Annotated in this window: 16 protein-coding genes; 6 read left to right on the top strand and 10 right to left on the bottom strand. The window is 69.1% G+C overall.

Translation table 11 applies throughout. The features are described from left to right. Positions 1-222: 222 nt before the first annotated feature. The 3 genes from ROY82_12170 to ROY82_12160 form a co-directional block, all read right to left on the bottom strand. Positions 223-1,239 (bottom strand): NAD-dependent epimerase, encoded by a 1,017-nt coding sequence (locus ROY82_12170; GenBank protein ID MDT3683214.1) that lies wholly within the window; start codon positions 1,237-1,239, stop codon positions 223-225. Next, positions 1,239-2,537: a nucleotide sugar dehydrogenase gene (locus ROY82_12165; protein MDT3683213.1), complete on the bottom strand. Its 1,299-nt coding sequence runs from the start codon at positions 2,535-2,537 to the stop codon at positions 1,239-1,241. The genes ROY82_12170 and ROY82_12165 overlap by 1 nt, the downstream gene beginning before the upstream one ends. A gap of 195 nt (positions 2,538-2,732) precedes the next feature. Beyond that, a complete protein-coding gene (locus ROY82_12160) occupies positions 2,733-3,350 on the bottom strand; it encodes a hypothetical protein (protein ID MDT3683212.1) in 618 nt (205 codons plus the stop codon). A gap of 202 nt (positions 3,351-3,552) precedes the next feature. On the opposite strand from ROY82_12160, the gene murJ reads away from it, so the two are divergent. Then, positions 3,553-5,079, top strand: coding sequence for a murein biosynthesis integral membrane protein MurJ (gene murJ / locus ROY82_12155; GenBank protein ID MDT3683211.1), 1,527 nt, complete (start codon positions 3,553-3,555; stop codon positions 5,077-5,079). Between the two features lie 96 nt (positions 5,080-5,175). Here the strand turns inward: murJ and fabF are convergent, their stop codons facing one another. The 7 genes from fabF to ROY82_12120 form a co-directional block, all read right to left on the bottom strand. Further along, positions 5,176-6,405, bottom strand: coding sequence for a beta-ketoacyl-ACP synthase II (gene fabF, locus ROY82_12150; GenBank protein MDT3683210.1), 1,230 nt, complete (start codon positions 6,403-6,405; stop codon positions 5,176-5,178). Positions 6,406-6,504: 99 nt separating this feature from the next. Continuing rightward, complete coding sequence (gene acpP / locus ROY82_12145) at positions 6,505-6,744, bottom strand: acyl carrier protein (protein ID MDT3683209.1); 240 nt, start codon at positions 6,742-6,744, stop codon at positions 6,505-6,507. 161 nt (positions 6,745-6,905) lie between these two features. Then, entirely contained in the window at positions 6,906-7,655 is a 750-nt protein-coding gene (gene fabG, locus ROY82_12140) for a 3-oxoacyl-[acyl-carrier-protein] reductase (protein MDT3683208.1), read from the bottom strand. Further along, positions 7,652-8,617 carry an ACP S-malonyltransferase gene (gene fabD / locus ROY82_12135; GenBank protein MDT3683207.1) on the bottom strand — a complete coding sequence of 322 codons (966 nt, stop codon included), beginning with the start codon at positions 8,615-8,617 and terminating at the stop codon, positions 7,652-7,654. Before fabD ends, fabG begins: the two co-directional genes overlap by 4 nt. Next, positions 8,614-9,603, bottom strand: coding sequence for a beta-ketoacyl-ACP synthase III (locus tag ROY82_12130; protein ID MDT3683206.1), 990 nt, complete (start codon positions 9,601-9,603; stop codon positions 8,614-8,616). Before ROY82_12130 ends, fabD begins: the two co-directional genes overlap by 4 nt. 145 nt (positions 9,604-9,748) lie before the next feature. Continuing rightward, positions 9,749-9,934 carry a 50S ribosomal protein L32 gene (gene rpmF, locus ROY82_12125; GenBank protein ID MDT3683205.1) on the bottom strand — a complete coding sequence of 62 codons (186 nt, stop codon included), beginning with the start codon at positions 9,932-9,934 and terminating at the stop codon, positions 9,749-9,751. 105 nt (positions 9,935-10,039) lie between these two features. Continuing rightward, positions 10,040-10,621, bottom strand: a complete 582-nt coding sequence (locus ROY82_12120; GenBank protein MDT3683204.1) for a DUF177 domain-containing protein — start codon at positions 10,619-10,621, stop codon at positions 10,040-10,042. 88 nt (positions 10,622-10,709) lie between these two features. Between ROY82_12120 and hisA the strand changes: the two genes are divergently transcribed. The 5 genes from hisA to ROY82_12095 all read left to right on the top strand — a co-directional run bounded on the left by hisA (position 10,710) and on the right by ROY82_12095 (position 15,238). Beyond that, complete coding sequence (gene hisA / locus ROY82_12115; GenBank protein ID MDT3683203.1) at positions 10,710-11,411, top strand: 1-(5-phosphoribosyl)-5-[(5-phosphoribosylamino)methylideneamino]imidazole-4-carboxamide isomerase; 702 nt, start codon at positions 10,710-10,712, stop codon at positions 11,409-11,411. Between the two features lie 10 nt (positions 11,412-11,421). Continuing rightward, positions 11,422-12,414: a bifunctional DNA-formamidopyrimidine glycosylase/DNA-(apurinic or apyrimidinic site) lyase gene (gene mutM / locus ROY82_12110; protein MDT3683202.1), complete on the top strand. Its 993-nt coding sequence runs from the start codon at positions 11,422-11,424 to the stop codon at positions 12,412-12,414. A 13-nt stretch (positions 12,415-12,427) separates the two neighbouring features. Next, positions 12,428-12,820, top strand: a complete 393-nt coding sequence (locus ROY82_12105) for a thioesterase family protein (GenBank protein MDT3683201.1) — start codon at positions 12,428-12,430, stop codon at positions 12,818-12,820. Between the two features lie 325 nt (positions 12,821-13,145). Further along, a complete protein-coding gene (locus tag ROY82_12100; GenBank protein ID MDT3683200.1) occupies positions 13,146-14,021 on the top strand; it encodes an SDR family oxidoreductase in 876 nt (291 codons plus the stop codon). A 152-nt stretch (positions 14,022-14,173) separates the two neighbouring features. Further along, the gene (locus ROY82_12095; GenBank protein MDT3683199.1) at positions 14,174-15,238 is read left to right on the top strand and encodes a spermidine/putrescine ABC transporter substrate-binding protein; all 1,065 of its coding nucleotides are present in this window, start codon (positions 14,174-14,176) and stop codon (positions 15,236-15,238) included. Positions 15,239-15,281 lie beyond the last annotated feature (43 nt).

Here is a 15,281-nt window from a genome sequence, read left to right as displayed (position 1 = left end):
ATGCGAACCCTTGTGCGTTCGGCGTCGGCACCGAACCAGGCCGGAGATGGGCTGGGTTTCAATCGCGTCGAACACCCTCCCATCTTGCCATTTCGGTGCCGCCCTTCAGGCCAAGGAAGCCGACGTCGACCTGCCGCTCGAGTGGCGTGAGCACCTCACGGTGGCAGGGTTCGAGGTTGGCCAGACCGGTACGCCGCCTAATGCCGTTCGAGAGCCCGCGCCTCACACCCCATAGAACTCCCGGTACCACGCCACGAACCGCTTCACGCCCACGTCCAGCGGCGTCTCCGGCTTGAAGCCCACGTCGGCCACCAGGTCGTCGACGTCGGCATAGGTGGCGGGCACGTCCCCCGGCTGCATGGGCAGGAAATTCTTCTCCGCCTCCACCCCCAGCTCCTCCTCGATCAGCGCGATTAGCTCCATTAGCTGCACGGGTTGGTTGTTGCCGATGTTGTAGAGCCGGTAGGGGGCGTTGCTCGTGCCGGGGTCGGGGTCGGCGCCGCTCCACTGCGGGTTCGCGGTGGCCACGTGATCGGCGGTGTGCACGACGCCCTCGACGATGTCGTCGATGTAGGTGAAGTCGCGCTGCATGTCGCCGTAGTTGAAGACGTCGATGGGGCGCCCCTCGAGGATGGCCTTGGTGAAGAGGAACATGGCCATGTCGGGGCGGCCCCAGGGGCCGTAAACGGTGAAGAAGCGCAGTCCGGTGGTGGGCAGGCGGTAGAGGTGCGAGTACGTGTGCGCCATCAGCTCGTTGGCCTTCTTGGAGGCGGCGTAGAGGCTGAGCGGATGATCCACGTTGTCGTGCACGCTGAAGGGCACCTTGGTGTTGGCGCCGTACACGGAGCTGGACGAGGCGTAGACGAGGTGCTCCACGTCATGGTGGCGGCACGCTTCCAGGACGTTCACGAACCCGACGAGGTTGCTGTCGACGTAGGCGTGCGGGTTGGTGAGCGAGTAACGCACCCCGGCCTGGGCGGCGAGGTTGACCACCACCTGCGGCCGCGCCTCGTCGAAGACGCGCGTGAGGGCGGCGCGGTCCGCCAGGTCGAGCTTCTCGAAGCGGTGGCCCGGGTGGCGCGCCAGCCGCGCCAAGCGCGCCTCCTTGAGGCTAACGTCGTAGTAATCGTTGACGTTGTCGACTCCCACCACGCTGTCGCCCCTTGCGAGGAGGCGTTCCGCCAAGTGGTAGCCGATGAAACCCGCGGTGCCGGTGACCAGGAAACGCCTGCCCGCCATCACAGGCTCCAGTACTTGAAGCCCGCGGGCAGCTTGGCGCCCTTGAGCACCGACTTGACGTCGGCCACGATGCCGCCCGGCTTGACCAGGCGCGGGAGTTCCTCGAGCACCAAGGTGTCGAAGCCGCGATGCGCCACCGCGATGATGAGGGCGTCGAGGTCTTGGAACTCGCTCAGATCCGCGAGCTCGACGCCGTACTCGCGCCTGGCCTCGGCGGCGTCGGCGATGCCGTCGTGGACCACGGCGGTCACGCCGTACTCCGCCAGCTCCTCAAGGATGTCGGGCACCCGGCTGTTGCGCAAGTCGGGGACGTTCTCCTTGAAGGTGAGGCCGAGCACGCCCACGCGCGCGCCACTGATGCGGCCGCCGGCCGAGGCGAGGAGCTTGACGACCTTCTGCGCCACGAACGCCCCCATGCCGTCGTTTATCCGGCGGCCGGCTAGGATGACCTGCGGGATGTAACCGACTTCCTCGGCCTTGGTGGTGAGGTAGTAGGGGTCCACCCCGATGCAGTGGCCGCCCACCAGGCCCGGGCGGAACGGCAGGAAGTTCCACTTCGTGCCGGCCGCCTCGAGCACCTCCAGGGTGTTGATGTCCAGACGGTCGAAGATCATGGCCAACTCGTTCATGAGGGCGATGTTTAGGTCGCGCTGCGTGTTCTCGATGACCTTGGCCGCCTCCGCCACCTTGATGCTGCTGGCACGGTACACGCCCGCCTCGATGATGGCGCCATACACGCCGGCCACGCGCTCGAGCGTTGGGGCGTCCTGACCGGCAACGACCTTAACGATGCGCCTCAAGGTGTGTTCCTTGTCGCCGGGGTTGATGCGTTCGGGGGAGTAGCCGAGGGTGAAGTCGATTCCGGCCTTCAGCCCCGAGGTCTCTTCGAGGATCGGACCGCAGAACTCCTCGGTCACGCCCGGGTAGACGGTCGACTCGAAGACCACCACCGCGCCCCGCGTGAGGGCCCGCCCGACCACCAGGCTGGCGGACGCCAGGGGCCCAAGGTCGGGGCGCTTCACGGCGTCTATGGGAGTGGGAACGGCGACGACGAAGAACGTGGCACCCTTGAGGTCCGCCTCGTCCGCCGTGAACTCCACGGTGGTGCGCGCCAACTCTTCCGGCGGCGCCTCGCCGGTCGGGTCGTGGCCCGCCCTGAGCCGGGTGATCTTGGCGGCGTCCGTATCGAAACCCACCACGCCCTCGAACGCTTCGCCGAAGGCGAGCGTGACGGGGAGGCCCACGTAACCCTGGCCGATGACGGCTATGCGTTCGGCGGCGTCATGCGTTGTCGACACGAGTAGACCAACTTTCTGCGCGCGGCCGACCCCCGACCGGGCGAACGACACTCTATCGGGGAGTTAGCCCCCGCGTTTGCGCCAAAACTCACGGCCTGAGCGTCCATCGCGGTCGGCTCTTCGATCCAAGCGCAACAAGGCCGAACGAGCCTCACGCGGAGACCCGCCAGCCTACGCACCGGCAACACTAAGCCGCTAACGGCCCTGAGGCAACCAGTCGCCGTTGTCGGCGTGCCACACGCTGAGGCTGCTCGGTTCGAAACGCTCGAGCGCCGAGCTGGCGTCGGCCTGCTTCTCCGTGTTCGTGTACACCGAAACGAACGTGCGGGTGTCGGGCGTGCCGCTCGGGTGCTCGGGGGGCTCGGGGTGCGGGAGCGGACTGTTGAAGATGAAGCCCGCCAGCGCGAACGCGAGGCCGAAGACGCCCCCGCCGATTACGGCGGCCCAGAAAGGACCCACGGCCTGCGCTTGCTCCTTGCCGAACAGGTCGACGAGGCCCGAGCCCATCAGGAGGCCCAGGAAACCGCAGCCGAGCATCCCCGCCACGAAACCCAAGACCGCCCCGTTTGCGGGGGGCACCTCGCCGCGCTCCATGACGTTCGGATCGGCCTGGCGCTGGGCGCGCAGCACGTCGTCGGACGCGCCGGCGACCAGGCTGACGTCGTCCGACCCGAAGCCGGCGCCGTGGAGGGCCGCGGCGGCGTCGCGAGCGGCGGACGGGTGGTCGTACTGGGCGGTAACGGTGACGCGCGGCTCGTGGCGGTGACCGCCCGCGCCGGCAGAGGCACTGGTGTGCGAAGTTTCGTCGACCATGGCGCTCCTCTCGCTACCCATGCGCGCCCCGCTGGGCAGCTTGCCGCTGCGGGGGCCTTGCAGGTCGCGGCCATGATAGCGCCATTCACGCGCCGGCGGCGAGCCAGGTGCCGCAGCGGTTGCTGCGCCGCGAGCTGAAGCCACGGGCAACGGCGCCGCGCACTGCCCGCCGCCGGTTCGGCATGATGCGATGATGAGCCACGTGACCGAACGGAAGAGCAGCCGCCGCGGGGCAATGACCCTGATGGTCGGGACCCTCGCGAGCCGCGTGGCGGGGCTCCTCAGGAACTCGCTCCTGGCCCAGTTCTTCCCGACCGCCGTCATCGACGCCTTCGTGACCGCCTTCAAGGTGCCCAACCTGTTCCGCGAACTGCTGGCCGAAGGGGCCCTGACCAACTCCTTCATCCCGGTCTACAAGCGCCTCGAGCCGGAGGAGGGCCGCCGCATGGCCGGGGCGCTCCTCGCGCTGCTGCTCATCGTCAACGGCCTGCTCCTCGTGGGCGCCTACCTCAGCGCGCCTTTCCTGGCGCGTCTGCTCATCTCGGGCGCAGGCAACGTGGACGTCGAGCTGACCACCCGGCTGGTGCGGATCGTCTTCCCGTTCCTGCCCGCGATCTCCCTATCGGCCCTCGCCATGGGCGTGTTGAACGCCGAGGAGCGCTTCCTCGCGCCCGCCTGGGCGCCCGTCGCACTCAACGTGGTGACCGTCACCCTCATGGCCCTGTTCCCGGGCCAGGCCGTCATGTTGGCCGTCGCGCACGTGGTGGGCGGCTTGGCCCAGCTCGTCGTGCAGGTGCCGGTCCTGGCGCGCTCCGGCCTCCTGCCGCGGGTCACCTCTCTGTGGCACCCGGCGTTGGGGTCGGTGCTGCTGCTCATGGTGCCGTTCGCGTTCACGGCCGGCGGCCGTCAGGTGCTCAACGTGGTGGCGTCCAACGTGATAACGAGCATCGACGCCGGCGCGCAGGGCGCCTTCTACCTCGCGGACCTGTTCTTGAGCCTCGCCCTCGGGCTCTTCAGCATCTCTCCCGCGCTGGCCTACTACTCGCGGCTGTCGGAACACGCGGTGAAGGGGCCGGAGCAGTTCGCGGCGACGCTGGCGGAAGGCCTCCGCTTCATCACTTTCCTGACGGTACCCGCGGGCCTGGCCCTCGCCCTGTTGGCCGCGCCGGCCGTGGACGTGGTGTACAACTGGCGCTCGCTGCTGGGCGCCCCCATGGACGCCCAACTGCGCGCGTTCACGATCGCGGCCACCATGCCGCTCGGTTTCGCGGTCTTCCCGATCGGGGTGTTCAACCTGCTCATCCGCACTTTCTACGTGCGTGGCCTGGTGCGAACCCCGGTGCTGTTAGTGCTGTCGTTCCTGAGCATCCAGGGGCTCTTGTACTGGACCCTCTCGAAGGTGTGGGGCATCGCGGGCGTGGCGTGGGCCACCGCCTTCACGGCGTGGCTGCAGGTAGCGGTCGCGGCGTTCCTCGTGGGTAGGCGCGAGGGCTTCGGCTTGGCCGAGTGGCTCGCGGACTCGGCCAAGGTCTGGCTGGCCGCGGGGGCCGGGGTAGGGGCGGCGGCCCTGATCTTGGCGCTGGTGCCCCTTGGCGCCGATTGGTGGGGTCAGCTGGCGCGCGTGGCGCTTGGCGGGGTGGTGCTGCTAATCACGTTCGCTGTCGTCGGCTACGCGCTGAGGCTGCAGGAAATCGCCGCGCTCGTCAGGCGGCTGCGGCGGCCACGGTGATGTGGGAGGTGCGGCTCGGCGTGAGGCCTGACGCGAGGCGCGACACGAGACGCCAGGTGAGGCCTCTGCCGTGCGGCCCGAGGTGCGGCCCGCCGCCTAAACCCGCTTGAAGACGACCGCGGCGTTCTGCCCGCCGAACGCGAAGTTCGTGGAGATCGCCACGTCGACCTGCTTCTCGCGTGCCTCGTTCGGGACGTAGTCGAGGTCGAGTTCCGGGTCCGGGTCGAGGTAGTTGCGAGTGGGGGGCAGTACCCCGTGGAAGAGCGCCTGGACGGTCGCTATGGCCTCGATGCCACCCGCCGCGCCGAGGGTGTGCCCCGTCATCGACTTGGTGGAGGAGGCGGGAGGCACGCTCTCGCGGCCGCCCCAGACGGCCTTGAAGGCCAGGGTCTCGTTGAGGTCGTTAGCGGGCGTGCTGGTTCCGTGGGCGTTGATGTAGCCGACCTGGTCCGCTGACAAGCCGGCATCGGCCAGGCCGCGCTTGATGGCGGCGATGGCGCCCGTGCCGCCCGGGGCGGGTGCCGTGACGTGATACGCGTCGGCGCTCGAGCCGAAGCCGACGACCTCGGCGTAGATGCGGGCGCCACGCTTCACGGCGCGCCCATACTCCTCGAGGATGAGGATGCCGGCGCCCTCGCCCGCCACGAAGCCGTCGCGGCTGGCGGTGAACGGGCGGCTGGCGGTCTCCGGGCTGTCGTTGCGGGTGGAGAGCGCCTTCATGACGGCGAAGCCGCCGATGCCCATGGGTGTAATCGGCGCCTCGGTGCCGCCCGCGAAGACGACCTCGGCCTCGCCACGCTGGACCATGCGGTAGCCCTCGCCGATGTTGTGAGAGCCGGTGGCGCAAGCCGTGACGACGCTGGAGCTGGGGCCCGTGAGGTGGTAGCGCATGGCGATGTGCCCGCTCGCCATGTTGACTATGAGCATGGGGATGAAGAACGGGCTGATGCGCATGGGAGAGCGCTCGAACCTGACCCTGGACTGGGCCTCCCAGGTATCGAGGCCGCCGATGCCGGAGCCCACGCACGTGCCGCCGATGTCGCCGGTGACGTCCTCGGCAGTCAACCCCGCGTCCTGCAGGGCGAGCTCGGCGGCCACGAGCGCGAACTGGACGAACCGGTCGAGCCTCTTGGCATCCTTGCCGGTGAAGTACTGGTCCATGTCGACGTCGACCTGGCCGGCGAACCTCACGGACAGGTCACTCGCGTCGAACAGCGTGATGGGTCCGATGCCGTTCTTCGCTTCGTGCTGCGCGCTCAAGAAGCCGGCGGCGCCGACGCCGATGGGGGTGACGGGCCCAACTCCTGTGACGACTACTCTTTTCATGGTCACTCCCACGTTAACGCGCGGGGAGTCCCGGACTAGTGACTTGGCCCGCGGGCGCTTTACCCTCGCCGCTCGCGCAAGGTCGCTTGCCGGTGGCGCCTACTGCTTGTCGGAGATGAAGCGGACCGCGTCACCGACGGTGCGGATGCCTTCGGCCTCGTCATCGGAGATCTCGACCCCGAACTCGTCTTCCAGGCCCATGATCAACTCGACGACGTCGAGGGAATCGGCGCCCAGGTCATCCATGAAGCGGGAGGCCTCGGTGATGTCGCCCGGGTCGGCGTCGAGCTTGTCGGCCACGACGTCCTTGATCTTCTCCAGAATTTCGTGCTCGTCCACGGTGTTCCCTCCTCGGCGTCGGCATCGAGCCGCGCCATTGTCGTACTCGTCTTGCGGGAGTCTAGCACGGGTTCTACCGGCGTCTTCCTGTGTTTCTTGCGGCGCCATGGGCCGCGGCCGAGCACTTCCGGGTGGTCCGGGAGCGAGAGGCCTTGCAGATGCTAGTGCATGACCATCCCACCGTCAACCACCAGGGTCTGACCGTTGATGTACGCGGCGTCGTCGGAGGCCAGGAAAGCCACCGCGTTGGCAACGTCGGCGGGCGTTCCGAAGCGGCCTGCCGGGATCTCCGCGAGGTAGGCGCTCTTCAGCTCCGGTGCCAGGGCCGCCGTCATGTCGGAGTCGATGAACCCCGGAGCCACGGCGTTGACGGTCACGCCCTTGGCGGCGTACTCGCGCGCCAGCGCCTTGGTCAGCCCGATGAGGCCTGCCTTGGCCGCGACGTAGTTGGCCTGGCCCACGTTGCCGCGCAGGCCCACCACCGACGAGACGTTGATCACGCGCCCGAAGCCCGTCCTGAGCATGCCCCGCAACGCCCCGCGAGCCAGGTAGAAGGCCGCCGAGAGGTTCGTGTCGATCACGCTCTGCCAGTCTTCGTCCTTCATGCGCAGCGCCAGCGTGTCCTTGGTGACGCCGGCGTTGTTCACGAGCACGTCGAGGGCGCCGAAGCGCTCCGTGACCGCCTTGACGAGGCCCTGGCACTGGCCGGGGTCCGCGACGTCGGCGGCGAACGCCTCGGCCCGCCCCCCTGCGGCGCGGATGGCCTCCACGACCTCGTTGGCCGGGCCGGCCGACCTCACGTAATGCACGGCGACGTCCAACTGGCGCCTGCCGAACGTCTCGGCGATGGCGCGGCCCAGCCCACGGCTGGAACCGGTCACGAGTACCACCCGCCTACGCTCCCCGGTCATCCGGCCGCCTCCTCGCCGACGGGCGCCACGGCAGCGGCCAGAGACTCGGAGTCGGTGACGGCCATGCCGAGCGCGCCGGGAAGGATGCGCTCCAGCAGGCCGGTCAGGACCTTGCCGGAACCGAACTCCACGAAGCGCGTGGCGCCCAGAGCGTGCAACTTCTCCACGCACTCGACCCAGCGCACGGGGGCGGTCACTTGTTCGACGAGCAGGCGCTCCGCCGCGGCGGCTTCAGCGATGGGCTCCGCGGTCACGTTGCTGACGACGGTGATCAACGGTTCGCCGAAGCTCACCTCTGCGAGGTCGACGGCGAGCCTGTTGGCGGCCGGCAGCATGAGGGGCGAGTGGAAGGGCGCGCTCACCTTGAGGGGTATCACGCGGCCACCCCTGGCCTTGAGCGCCTCGGTGGCTCGCGCCACGCCGCGCGCCGTGCCGGAAACGACCGTCTGGCCGGGGGCGTTGAGGTTGGCGATGGCCACGAGGACGCTGCCCGGTTCCTCAGGGCCGACGGGCAGCGCCGCCAGCACCTCGCGGATGTCCTGCTCGCTCAGCTTGAGAACGGCGGCCATGGCGCCCTCGCCCTCGGGGACGGCCTCCTGCATGTACTCGCCGCGCTTTCGGACGAGTTGCACCGCCGTGCCGACGCTCAGGCTGCCCGCGGCGACGAGCGCCGTGTACTCGCCGAGCGAGTGTCCGGCGGCCAGCTGGGGCTCCGCACCCTCTGCCTCGAGATAGGCGGAGTAAGCGGCGACCCCTGCGGCCACCAGCGCCGGTTGCTGGTTGGCCGTCAAGCGTAGTTCCTCGGCAGGCCCCTCCCACATGAGCTGGAGGAGTCCCGGCAGCGCCGCTTCGGCCTCGTCCAGCACGAGTTTCGCCGCCGGCGACGCTTGGTAGAGCTCGCGGGCCATCCCCACTTCCTGGGAGCCCTGGCCGGGGAACAGCGCGGCTACTTTCTGCGTCACGCGGGGCCCCAGGTGAGGACGGACGACGCCCAGGTCAGTCCCGCCCCGAACGACACCAGGAGGAGGTTGTCGCCCACGTTCACCCTGCCGTCGGCGACGGCGTCGCGCAGCGCCAGCGGGATGCTGGCGGTGGAGTTGTTGCCGTACTCGTCCACGGTCACCACGACGCGGTCTCGCGTCAGACCCAACCGCTCGCGCGCGGCCTCGATGATGCGCAGGTTGGCCTGGTGCGGCACGAAGAGCGAGATGTCGTCGACCGTGAGACCCGCCTTCTCCAGCGCCTCGATCGTGGCCGTATCCATCACGCGCACCGCGAACTTGTAGACCTCACGGCCGTTCATGTACAGCGTCTCGGAGAGGGGCGTGCCGCTCGGCAGGCACGGAGCGACGGCGCGCTTGTGGAGCTGATCGGCGCCCGAGCCGTCGGCGCCCATGATGACGCTCTTGATCCCGTACTGCTCGGGCACGGCCTCGATGATCACGGCGCCCGCCCCGTCGCCGAACAGCACGGCGGTCGAGCGGTCGTTCCAATCGATGATCTTGGTCAGCGCCTCGGCGCCGATGGCCAGCACGCGCTTGCACTGCCCCGACTCGACCAGGCCCCTGGCGATCCCGACCGCGTAAAGCCAACCCGGGCAGGCAGCCAACAGGTCGAAGGCGCCGGCAGACAGCTTGAACTTGTCCTGCACGAGCGCCGCCGTGGACGGGAAGAGCGCGTCCGGGGTGTTGGTGGCCAGGATGACCATGTCGACGCCGGCGAGGGCGTCGTCGCCGTGGCGGGCGAGCAGGTCCTCCACGGCCCGGAACGCGAGGTCGGAGGTGAACTCGTCGTCGGCCGCCAGGTGGCGGCGCTTGATGCCCGTCCGCGAGGTGATCCACTCGTCGGAGGTATCCAGCATCGCCTCAAGGTCTTGGTTGGTGACGATCTTGGCGGGCGCATACGCGCCTAGTGCGGTTACGCCCGCCCTGGTCTTCGCTTGGCTCACGCAGCACCTGCTTGTGGCGCGGTCGCGGGCTCAGCAAGGCGACCGGATGACGAAAGGACGGCCGTGGCCGTCCTGGTGGGGCCCCTCGGGGCTTTCGGGCTTTGGCGCAGCAGCCAGTTCGAGTACCGGCCGAGCTGCGGGAACCTCAAGCTTCCGCCACGACCTGACGGCCGGCGTAGCTGCCGCACTCGGGGCAGACCACGTGCGGGGGCTTCATGGCCTTGCACTGGGGGCAGGCCACCAGCGTGGGCTCGCTCAACGCGTGGTGGGAGCGCCGCGAATCGCGGCTCGAGCGCGACGTGCGCTTCTTGGGTACCGGGTGTTTAGCCATCTCGTCTTGACTCCTTCTGGTGGGCTCGCGGTTCGCGCGAGTGGTGAGTGGTGGTGCGGTGGCGGTTCCGTGACGGTCGCGGCGCTGGGCGCGTCCGCGGGCGGCTCAGGCCCGCAAGTCCAGGTCCTTCAGTGCGGCGAACGGTGAGACACCTTCCTCGACCACCTCGGCGTCACGCTCTCGCGCCAGTTCCGGGTGTTCGTTGAGGTTCACGCCGTTCTCGTTCAGACCGAGGCAGTCGGGCCGGCAGAGCACCGTGATGGGCACTTCTATGGCCAGGAGCTCGGTGAGGAACGCGCTGAAGTCCACGGTGGTCGAGCCGAAGACGAGCAGTTCGTCGTCGCCCTCGTCGCCCTCCTCGTCGAGCAGCAGCGGCAGATCCGACGGCCGGTACTCCATGGGGTAGACGAACGAAGCCCTGACCTCCGTATCCACGTCCTCGAGGCAGCGCCGGCACTCCATGACGACCGTGCCCTTCACCGAACCCTCGAGCACGAAGTCGTCGTCGCCTCCGGCGTTTATCGCGGTCAGGCGCCACTCCAGAGGGCCCCTGAGGCGCATGCCGTCGGCCTCCAGCAGGGCCTCCGCGGGCTCCAGCAGCCCCTCGCCACGCACGTCGAGCGGAGCGCCCGGCGCTTGCTGGAGTAGGGGGGCCAAGTTGAGGGTTGCCGAACCGCTAGACTGCATCCCTTGAAAGTATAGGCCGGGGTGGGGGGATGTCAAGGTAAGCGGCCACGAAGGGGCCGCTCCGAGTCAAGGTTATGCTCGGCCGCACATGTTCTTCGTCATTCCGGCAGTCGACATCCAGCAGGGCCGCGCCGTCCGCCTGTTCGAGGGCGATCCCGAGCGCGAGACCGTCTATTTCGAGGACCCCGTGGAGGCGGCGGCCAAGTGGGACGGCCTGGGAGCCGAGTGGATCCACGTGGTCGACCTCGACGCCAGCCTCGGCCGCGGCGACAACACCGACCTCGTTACCCGCCTGGCCGCGAGCGTGAACGCCAAGGTCGAACTGGGCGGCGGCGTGCGCAGCTTGGAGACGGCGAGGAAGTGGCTGGGGATCCTCGACAGGGTGGTGCTGGGCACGGTGGCCATCACCCGGCCCGAGGTCGTCAGTACGCTCGTGACAGAGTTCGGGCCGGAGCGCGTGTGCGTGTCCATCGACGCCCGCGCCGGCCGCGTGGCCGTGCGCGGCTGGGCCGAGACGACGGAGGTCGACGCCCTCGACCTGGCCCGGCGGGTTACGGCGTTGGGCGTGACGCAGGTCATCTATACCGACGTATCTCGCGACGGCACCATGCTCGGCGTCGACGAGGAGCCCGTGGCGCGCATGCGCGACGCGTTCCAGGGCAGCCTCGTCGCCGGCGGTGGTGTCGCCACCGACGCCGACCTGGCGACTTACGAGCGCCTTGGCCTCGAGGGCGCTATCGTCGGCCGGGCCCTATACGAGGGAAGGATCAGCTATCCCCGAACTGCCTGAGGTAGAAACGGTGCGCCGCGAGCTGGCGCCCTGGCTCACGGGCCGCGAACTGCTGGAGGTGGAGCTGCTGGCCCCCCTCGGGCCCAAGTACGTCGGCCTGCCGCGGGCCCTGGGCAGGCGCGTCGAGTCCGTCGGGCGCCGCGGGAAGTTCCTCCTCATGCCGCTTTCGGGCGGCCTCGAACTGGTGGCGCACCTCGGCATGACGGGCGTCATCGCCATGAGCGAGCCCAGCGAGCGTCAGGCCGGCTACGTGCGCGTTCGCGTGCGACTGAGCGGCGACGCGCCGAACGTCCTCTACTTCCTCGACCCCCGCCGCTTCGGCCGCTTCCTGGTCGTCGAGCAGGGGCAGTACGAAACGCTGCCGACGCTGGCGGCGCTCGGGCCCGAGCCGCTCGAGCCGGAGTTCACGGCGGCGGGCTTCGGCGCGGCGTTGGCCCGGTCGCGCATGGCAGTGAAGGCGTACCTGTTGAGCCAGCGGCCCGTCGCCGGCGTGGGCAACATCTACGCCGACGAGGCGCTGTGGCGCGCCCGCGTGCACCCCCTCACCCCTGCCGCCGCGCTAAAGCCGGAGCAGGTGGCGAGGCTGCACCACGCCGTGCGCGAGGTCCTGAGCGCCGCCCTTGCCGCTCAGGGCACCACGCTGTCCGACTACCGCACCGTGCGGGGCCGGCCCGGCGAGTACGCCAAGGAACTCGACGTCTATGGCCGGGGCGGCGAGGCCTGTCCCGCCTGCGGCGCCACGCTCGAACGCCTGGTGGTGGCACAACGTGGGACCACCTACTGCCCGGCGTGCCAGGCGTTGCCGCGCGGGGGCAGCCGGCGCAACAGAAGCTCGGGCGGCGGAAGCTCGGGCGGCGGAAGCTCGGGCGGCGGAAGCTCGGGCGGCGGAAGCTCGGGCGGCGGAAGTTCGGGCACCGGTAAGGCGCGCAACCGAAGCCCGCGCGAGGGAAGCTCGCGCAGCCGGAGCCGGAACCACACGTCGGCGGACGGGGGGAGGGGTTGAGATGGAGTCGCCCATGAACAAGAGCGCCAGCCTCGACATCCAGGTGCGCTTCGTCGACACGGACGCGCTGGGGCACATAAACAACGCCGTTTACGCCACTTACGCCGAGCTGGGGCGCGTCGAGTTCGTGCGCTCTCTCGACCTGCCACCGGGTGGGTTCATCCTCGCGCGCCTGGCGATCGATTACCGCCTCCAGGTCCGCCTCGGCCAGCGCGTGCGGGTGGAGACGTGGGTGGAGCGCATCGGCACCAGCAGCGTGACCATGCGGCAGGTCGTTCACGCCGACGACGAACCGGCCGCCGAGATAGAGGCGGTCGCCGTGTGGTTCGACTACGACTCCAACCGCCCCGCACCCTTCCCCGCGGAGGCGCGGCGGGCCTTCGAGGAGTACAGTCGCGCGCAGTAGCGCGCCGGCGCGGGACGGACGTCCCTGGCGGTGCGGGTCGTGGTCGGCGTAACCTGGCCGTAAGCGGAAGGGGCGTAGGCAGCAGAAGGGCCTCGCCGGGTAGTGCAGATGAGCGAGGCACCTGCCCCGGACCGCGGTAGAGCTTCCGGGCCTCCAAGCAGGCCAAGAATGCTCTTCGGATGACACCGGGAGGCCCCCCGGTTCCGGAGGCCCGGAAGCTGGTAACCAAGGCAGTACCGGCGCCGACGCCGCGCGAATGCGTCGGCGCCGTTTCGTGCCGTGAATTCTCCGGGGGCCACGCTCGGCTCGCTGGTAGGATGTCGTCGTGCCGCGCGTCGAAGAGGCAAGCCACCAGCGCGTAGTCGTGGTGACGGGAGCGTCCACCGGCATCGGGCGCGCCACCACGTTGCTCCTGCTCGAGAAGGGCTACAAGGTCTATGCGGGGTTGCGCTCCGCGGCGGACGCCGAGAGCCTGATGTCCGAGGCGGGCGCGGCGGCGCAGCGCCTCAGGATCCTGGAGCTCGACGTCACCAACGAGGAGCAGACCGCGGGGGCGGCGCGGCTCGTCAACCAAGAGCTGAACGGGGGCCACTTCCATGGCCTCGTGAACAACGCCGGCATCGCGGTGGCCGGCCCCATGGAGTTCTTGCCTCTCGACGATCTGCGGCTTCAGTTCGAGGTCAACGTCATCGGACAGGTGGGCCTGGCGCAAGCGTTCATGCCACTTCTTCGCGAGCGTCCGGGCCGGCTCGTGTTCGTCGGGTCGGTCTCGGGCCTCATCGCTTCGCGGTTGCTGGGTGCCTACGCCGCTTCCAAGTTCGGGCTCGAGGCGGTGGCCGACGCCTTCAGGCGGGAGCTGCTGCCTTACAAAGTGCGCGTCTCCGTGGTGGAGCCGGGACGCATAGCCACGCCCATCTGGCAGAAGTCGCTGGTGGAGGGCCTCGACAGGATGGACCGCATGCCGCCTAAGTCCAAGGAGTACTACGGGCCGCTCGTCCAGGACCTTGTGGCCGGCGCGAAGTTCGCGGCGGAGCACGGCACCCACCCCGAGAAGGTGGCCCAGGCCGTTCACCGCGCCCTGTCGGCGCGCCGCTCCAGGACGCGCTACTTCGTCGGCTGGGACGCGCACCTCATAAACGTGCTGCGGCGGGTGCTTTCCGATCCGCAGATGGACCGCGTGGTGAGCGGGACCGGCCGCTGAGGCACGGGTAGAGCCCGAACACCCCGAACACCAAGCAAAGGGCGCGCGGACCCTTCTTCCGGGTGCTAACCTTCGGCTTGATCCGCGAGCTTGGAGGGGCCAACGGGGCTTCAGCCTGCCGCGGCGCGTGTACTCGACGACTCGGAGGATAGATGCGCAAACTCTTCGTCACCTGCCTGGCGGCGGTCGCCCTCTCGGCCGCCTACGCCCAGACCGCCTGGACCTGCCCCGCCGGCTATGCGGGCCAGACCCTCAACGTCTACAACTGGGCGACATACGTAGCTGAAGACACCATCTCGAACTTCGAGGCCGCGTGCGACGTTCGCGTCGTGTACGACACCTATGGCAGCGACGACGACATGCTCGTGCGCCTGCGCCAAGGTAACCCGGGCTTCGACATCGTCGTGCCGAGCGACTCGATCGTGAGGCTCATGATCGACGAGGGCCTCCTCGAGAAGATCGACCACTCCATGCTGCCCAACATGGTCAACCTCGACCCGCAGTTCATGGGCTTGCCGTTCGACCCCGCCAACGACTACACCGTTCCGTACCAGTGGGGCACGGTGGGCATCGGCTACAACACCGAGAAGATCCCCGAGATCACCTCGTGGGCCGACATGTTCGCCTACGACGGGCCAGTGGCCTGGCTCGAGGACACCTCGGCCATGATCGGCATGGGCCTCCTGATGATCGGTAAGGACCCGAACAGCGAGAGCGCGGCCGACATCGACGCCGCGGCGCAGTACCTGATCGACCACGGCGGCAACGTCGTGTACATCGCCCGCGACGACGGTCAGGAGATCCTCGCGCGGGGCGAGGCGGACGTGGTCGTCGAGTACTCGGGCGACATCTTCCAGATCATGGACGAGTGCGAGTGCGACACCTACGCCTACGTCATCCCGAAGGAGGGCACGAACTTCTGGGTCGACAACCTGGCCATCCCGAAGGGCGCGCCCAACAAGGCACTGGCCGAGGTGTTCATCGACTACATCCTCGACCCCCAGGTGGCCGCCGACATCTCCAACTACACCGCCTTCGGCACGCCCAACCGCGTCGCGCTCGAAGACGGCCTGATCGACCCCGACCTGGCCGATGACCCCGCCATCTACCCGAGCCCGGAAGCGAAGGAACACCTCTTCTTCGCCCTGCAGTCGGCTGAGCGCGAAGCGTTGCTCAACGACGCCTGGGACATGATCAAGATCTTCATCGGGCGCTAGCTACAGGACGCGCGAGGCGGCGGGCCGCGGACTCGAGTTCCGC

It is taken from the genome of Truepera sp. (assembly GCA_032027045.1).
GTDB lineage: Bacteria > Deinococcota > Deinococci > Deinococcales > Trueperaceae > JAAYYF01.
Note: the sequence above shows the minus strand (reverse complement) of the source record. Positions and strands in the feature narration are given on the sequence as shown.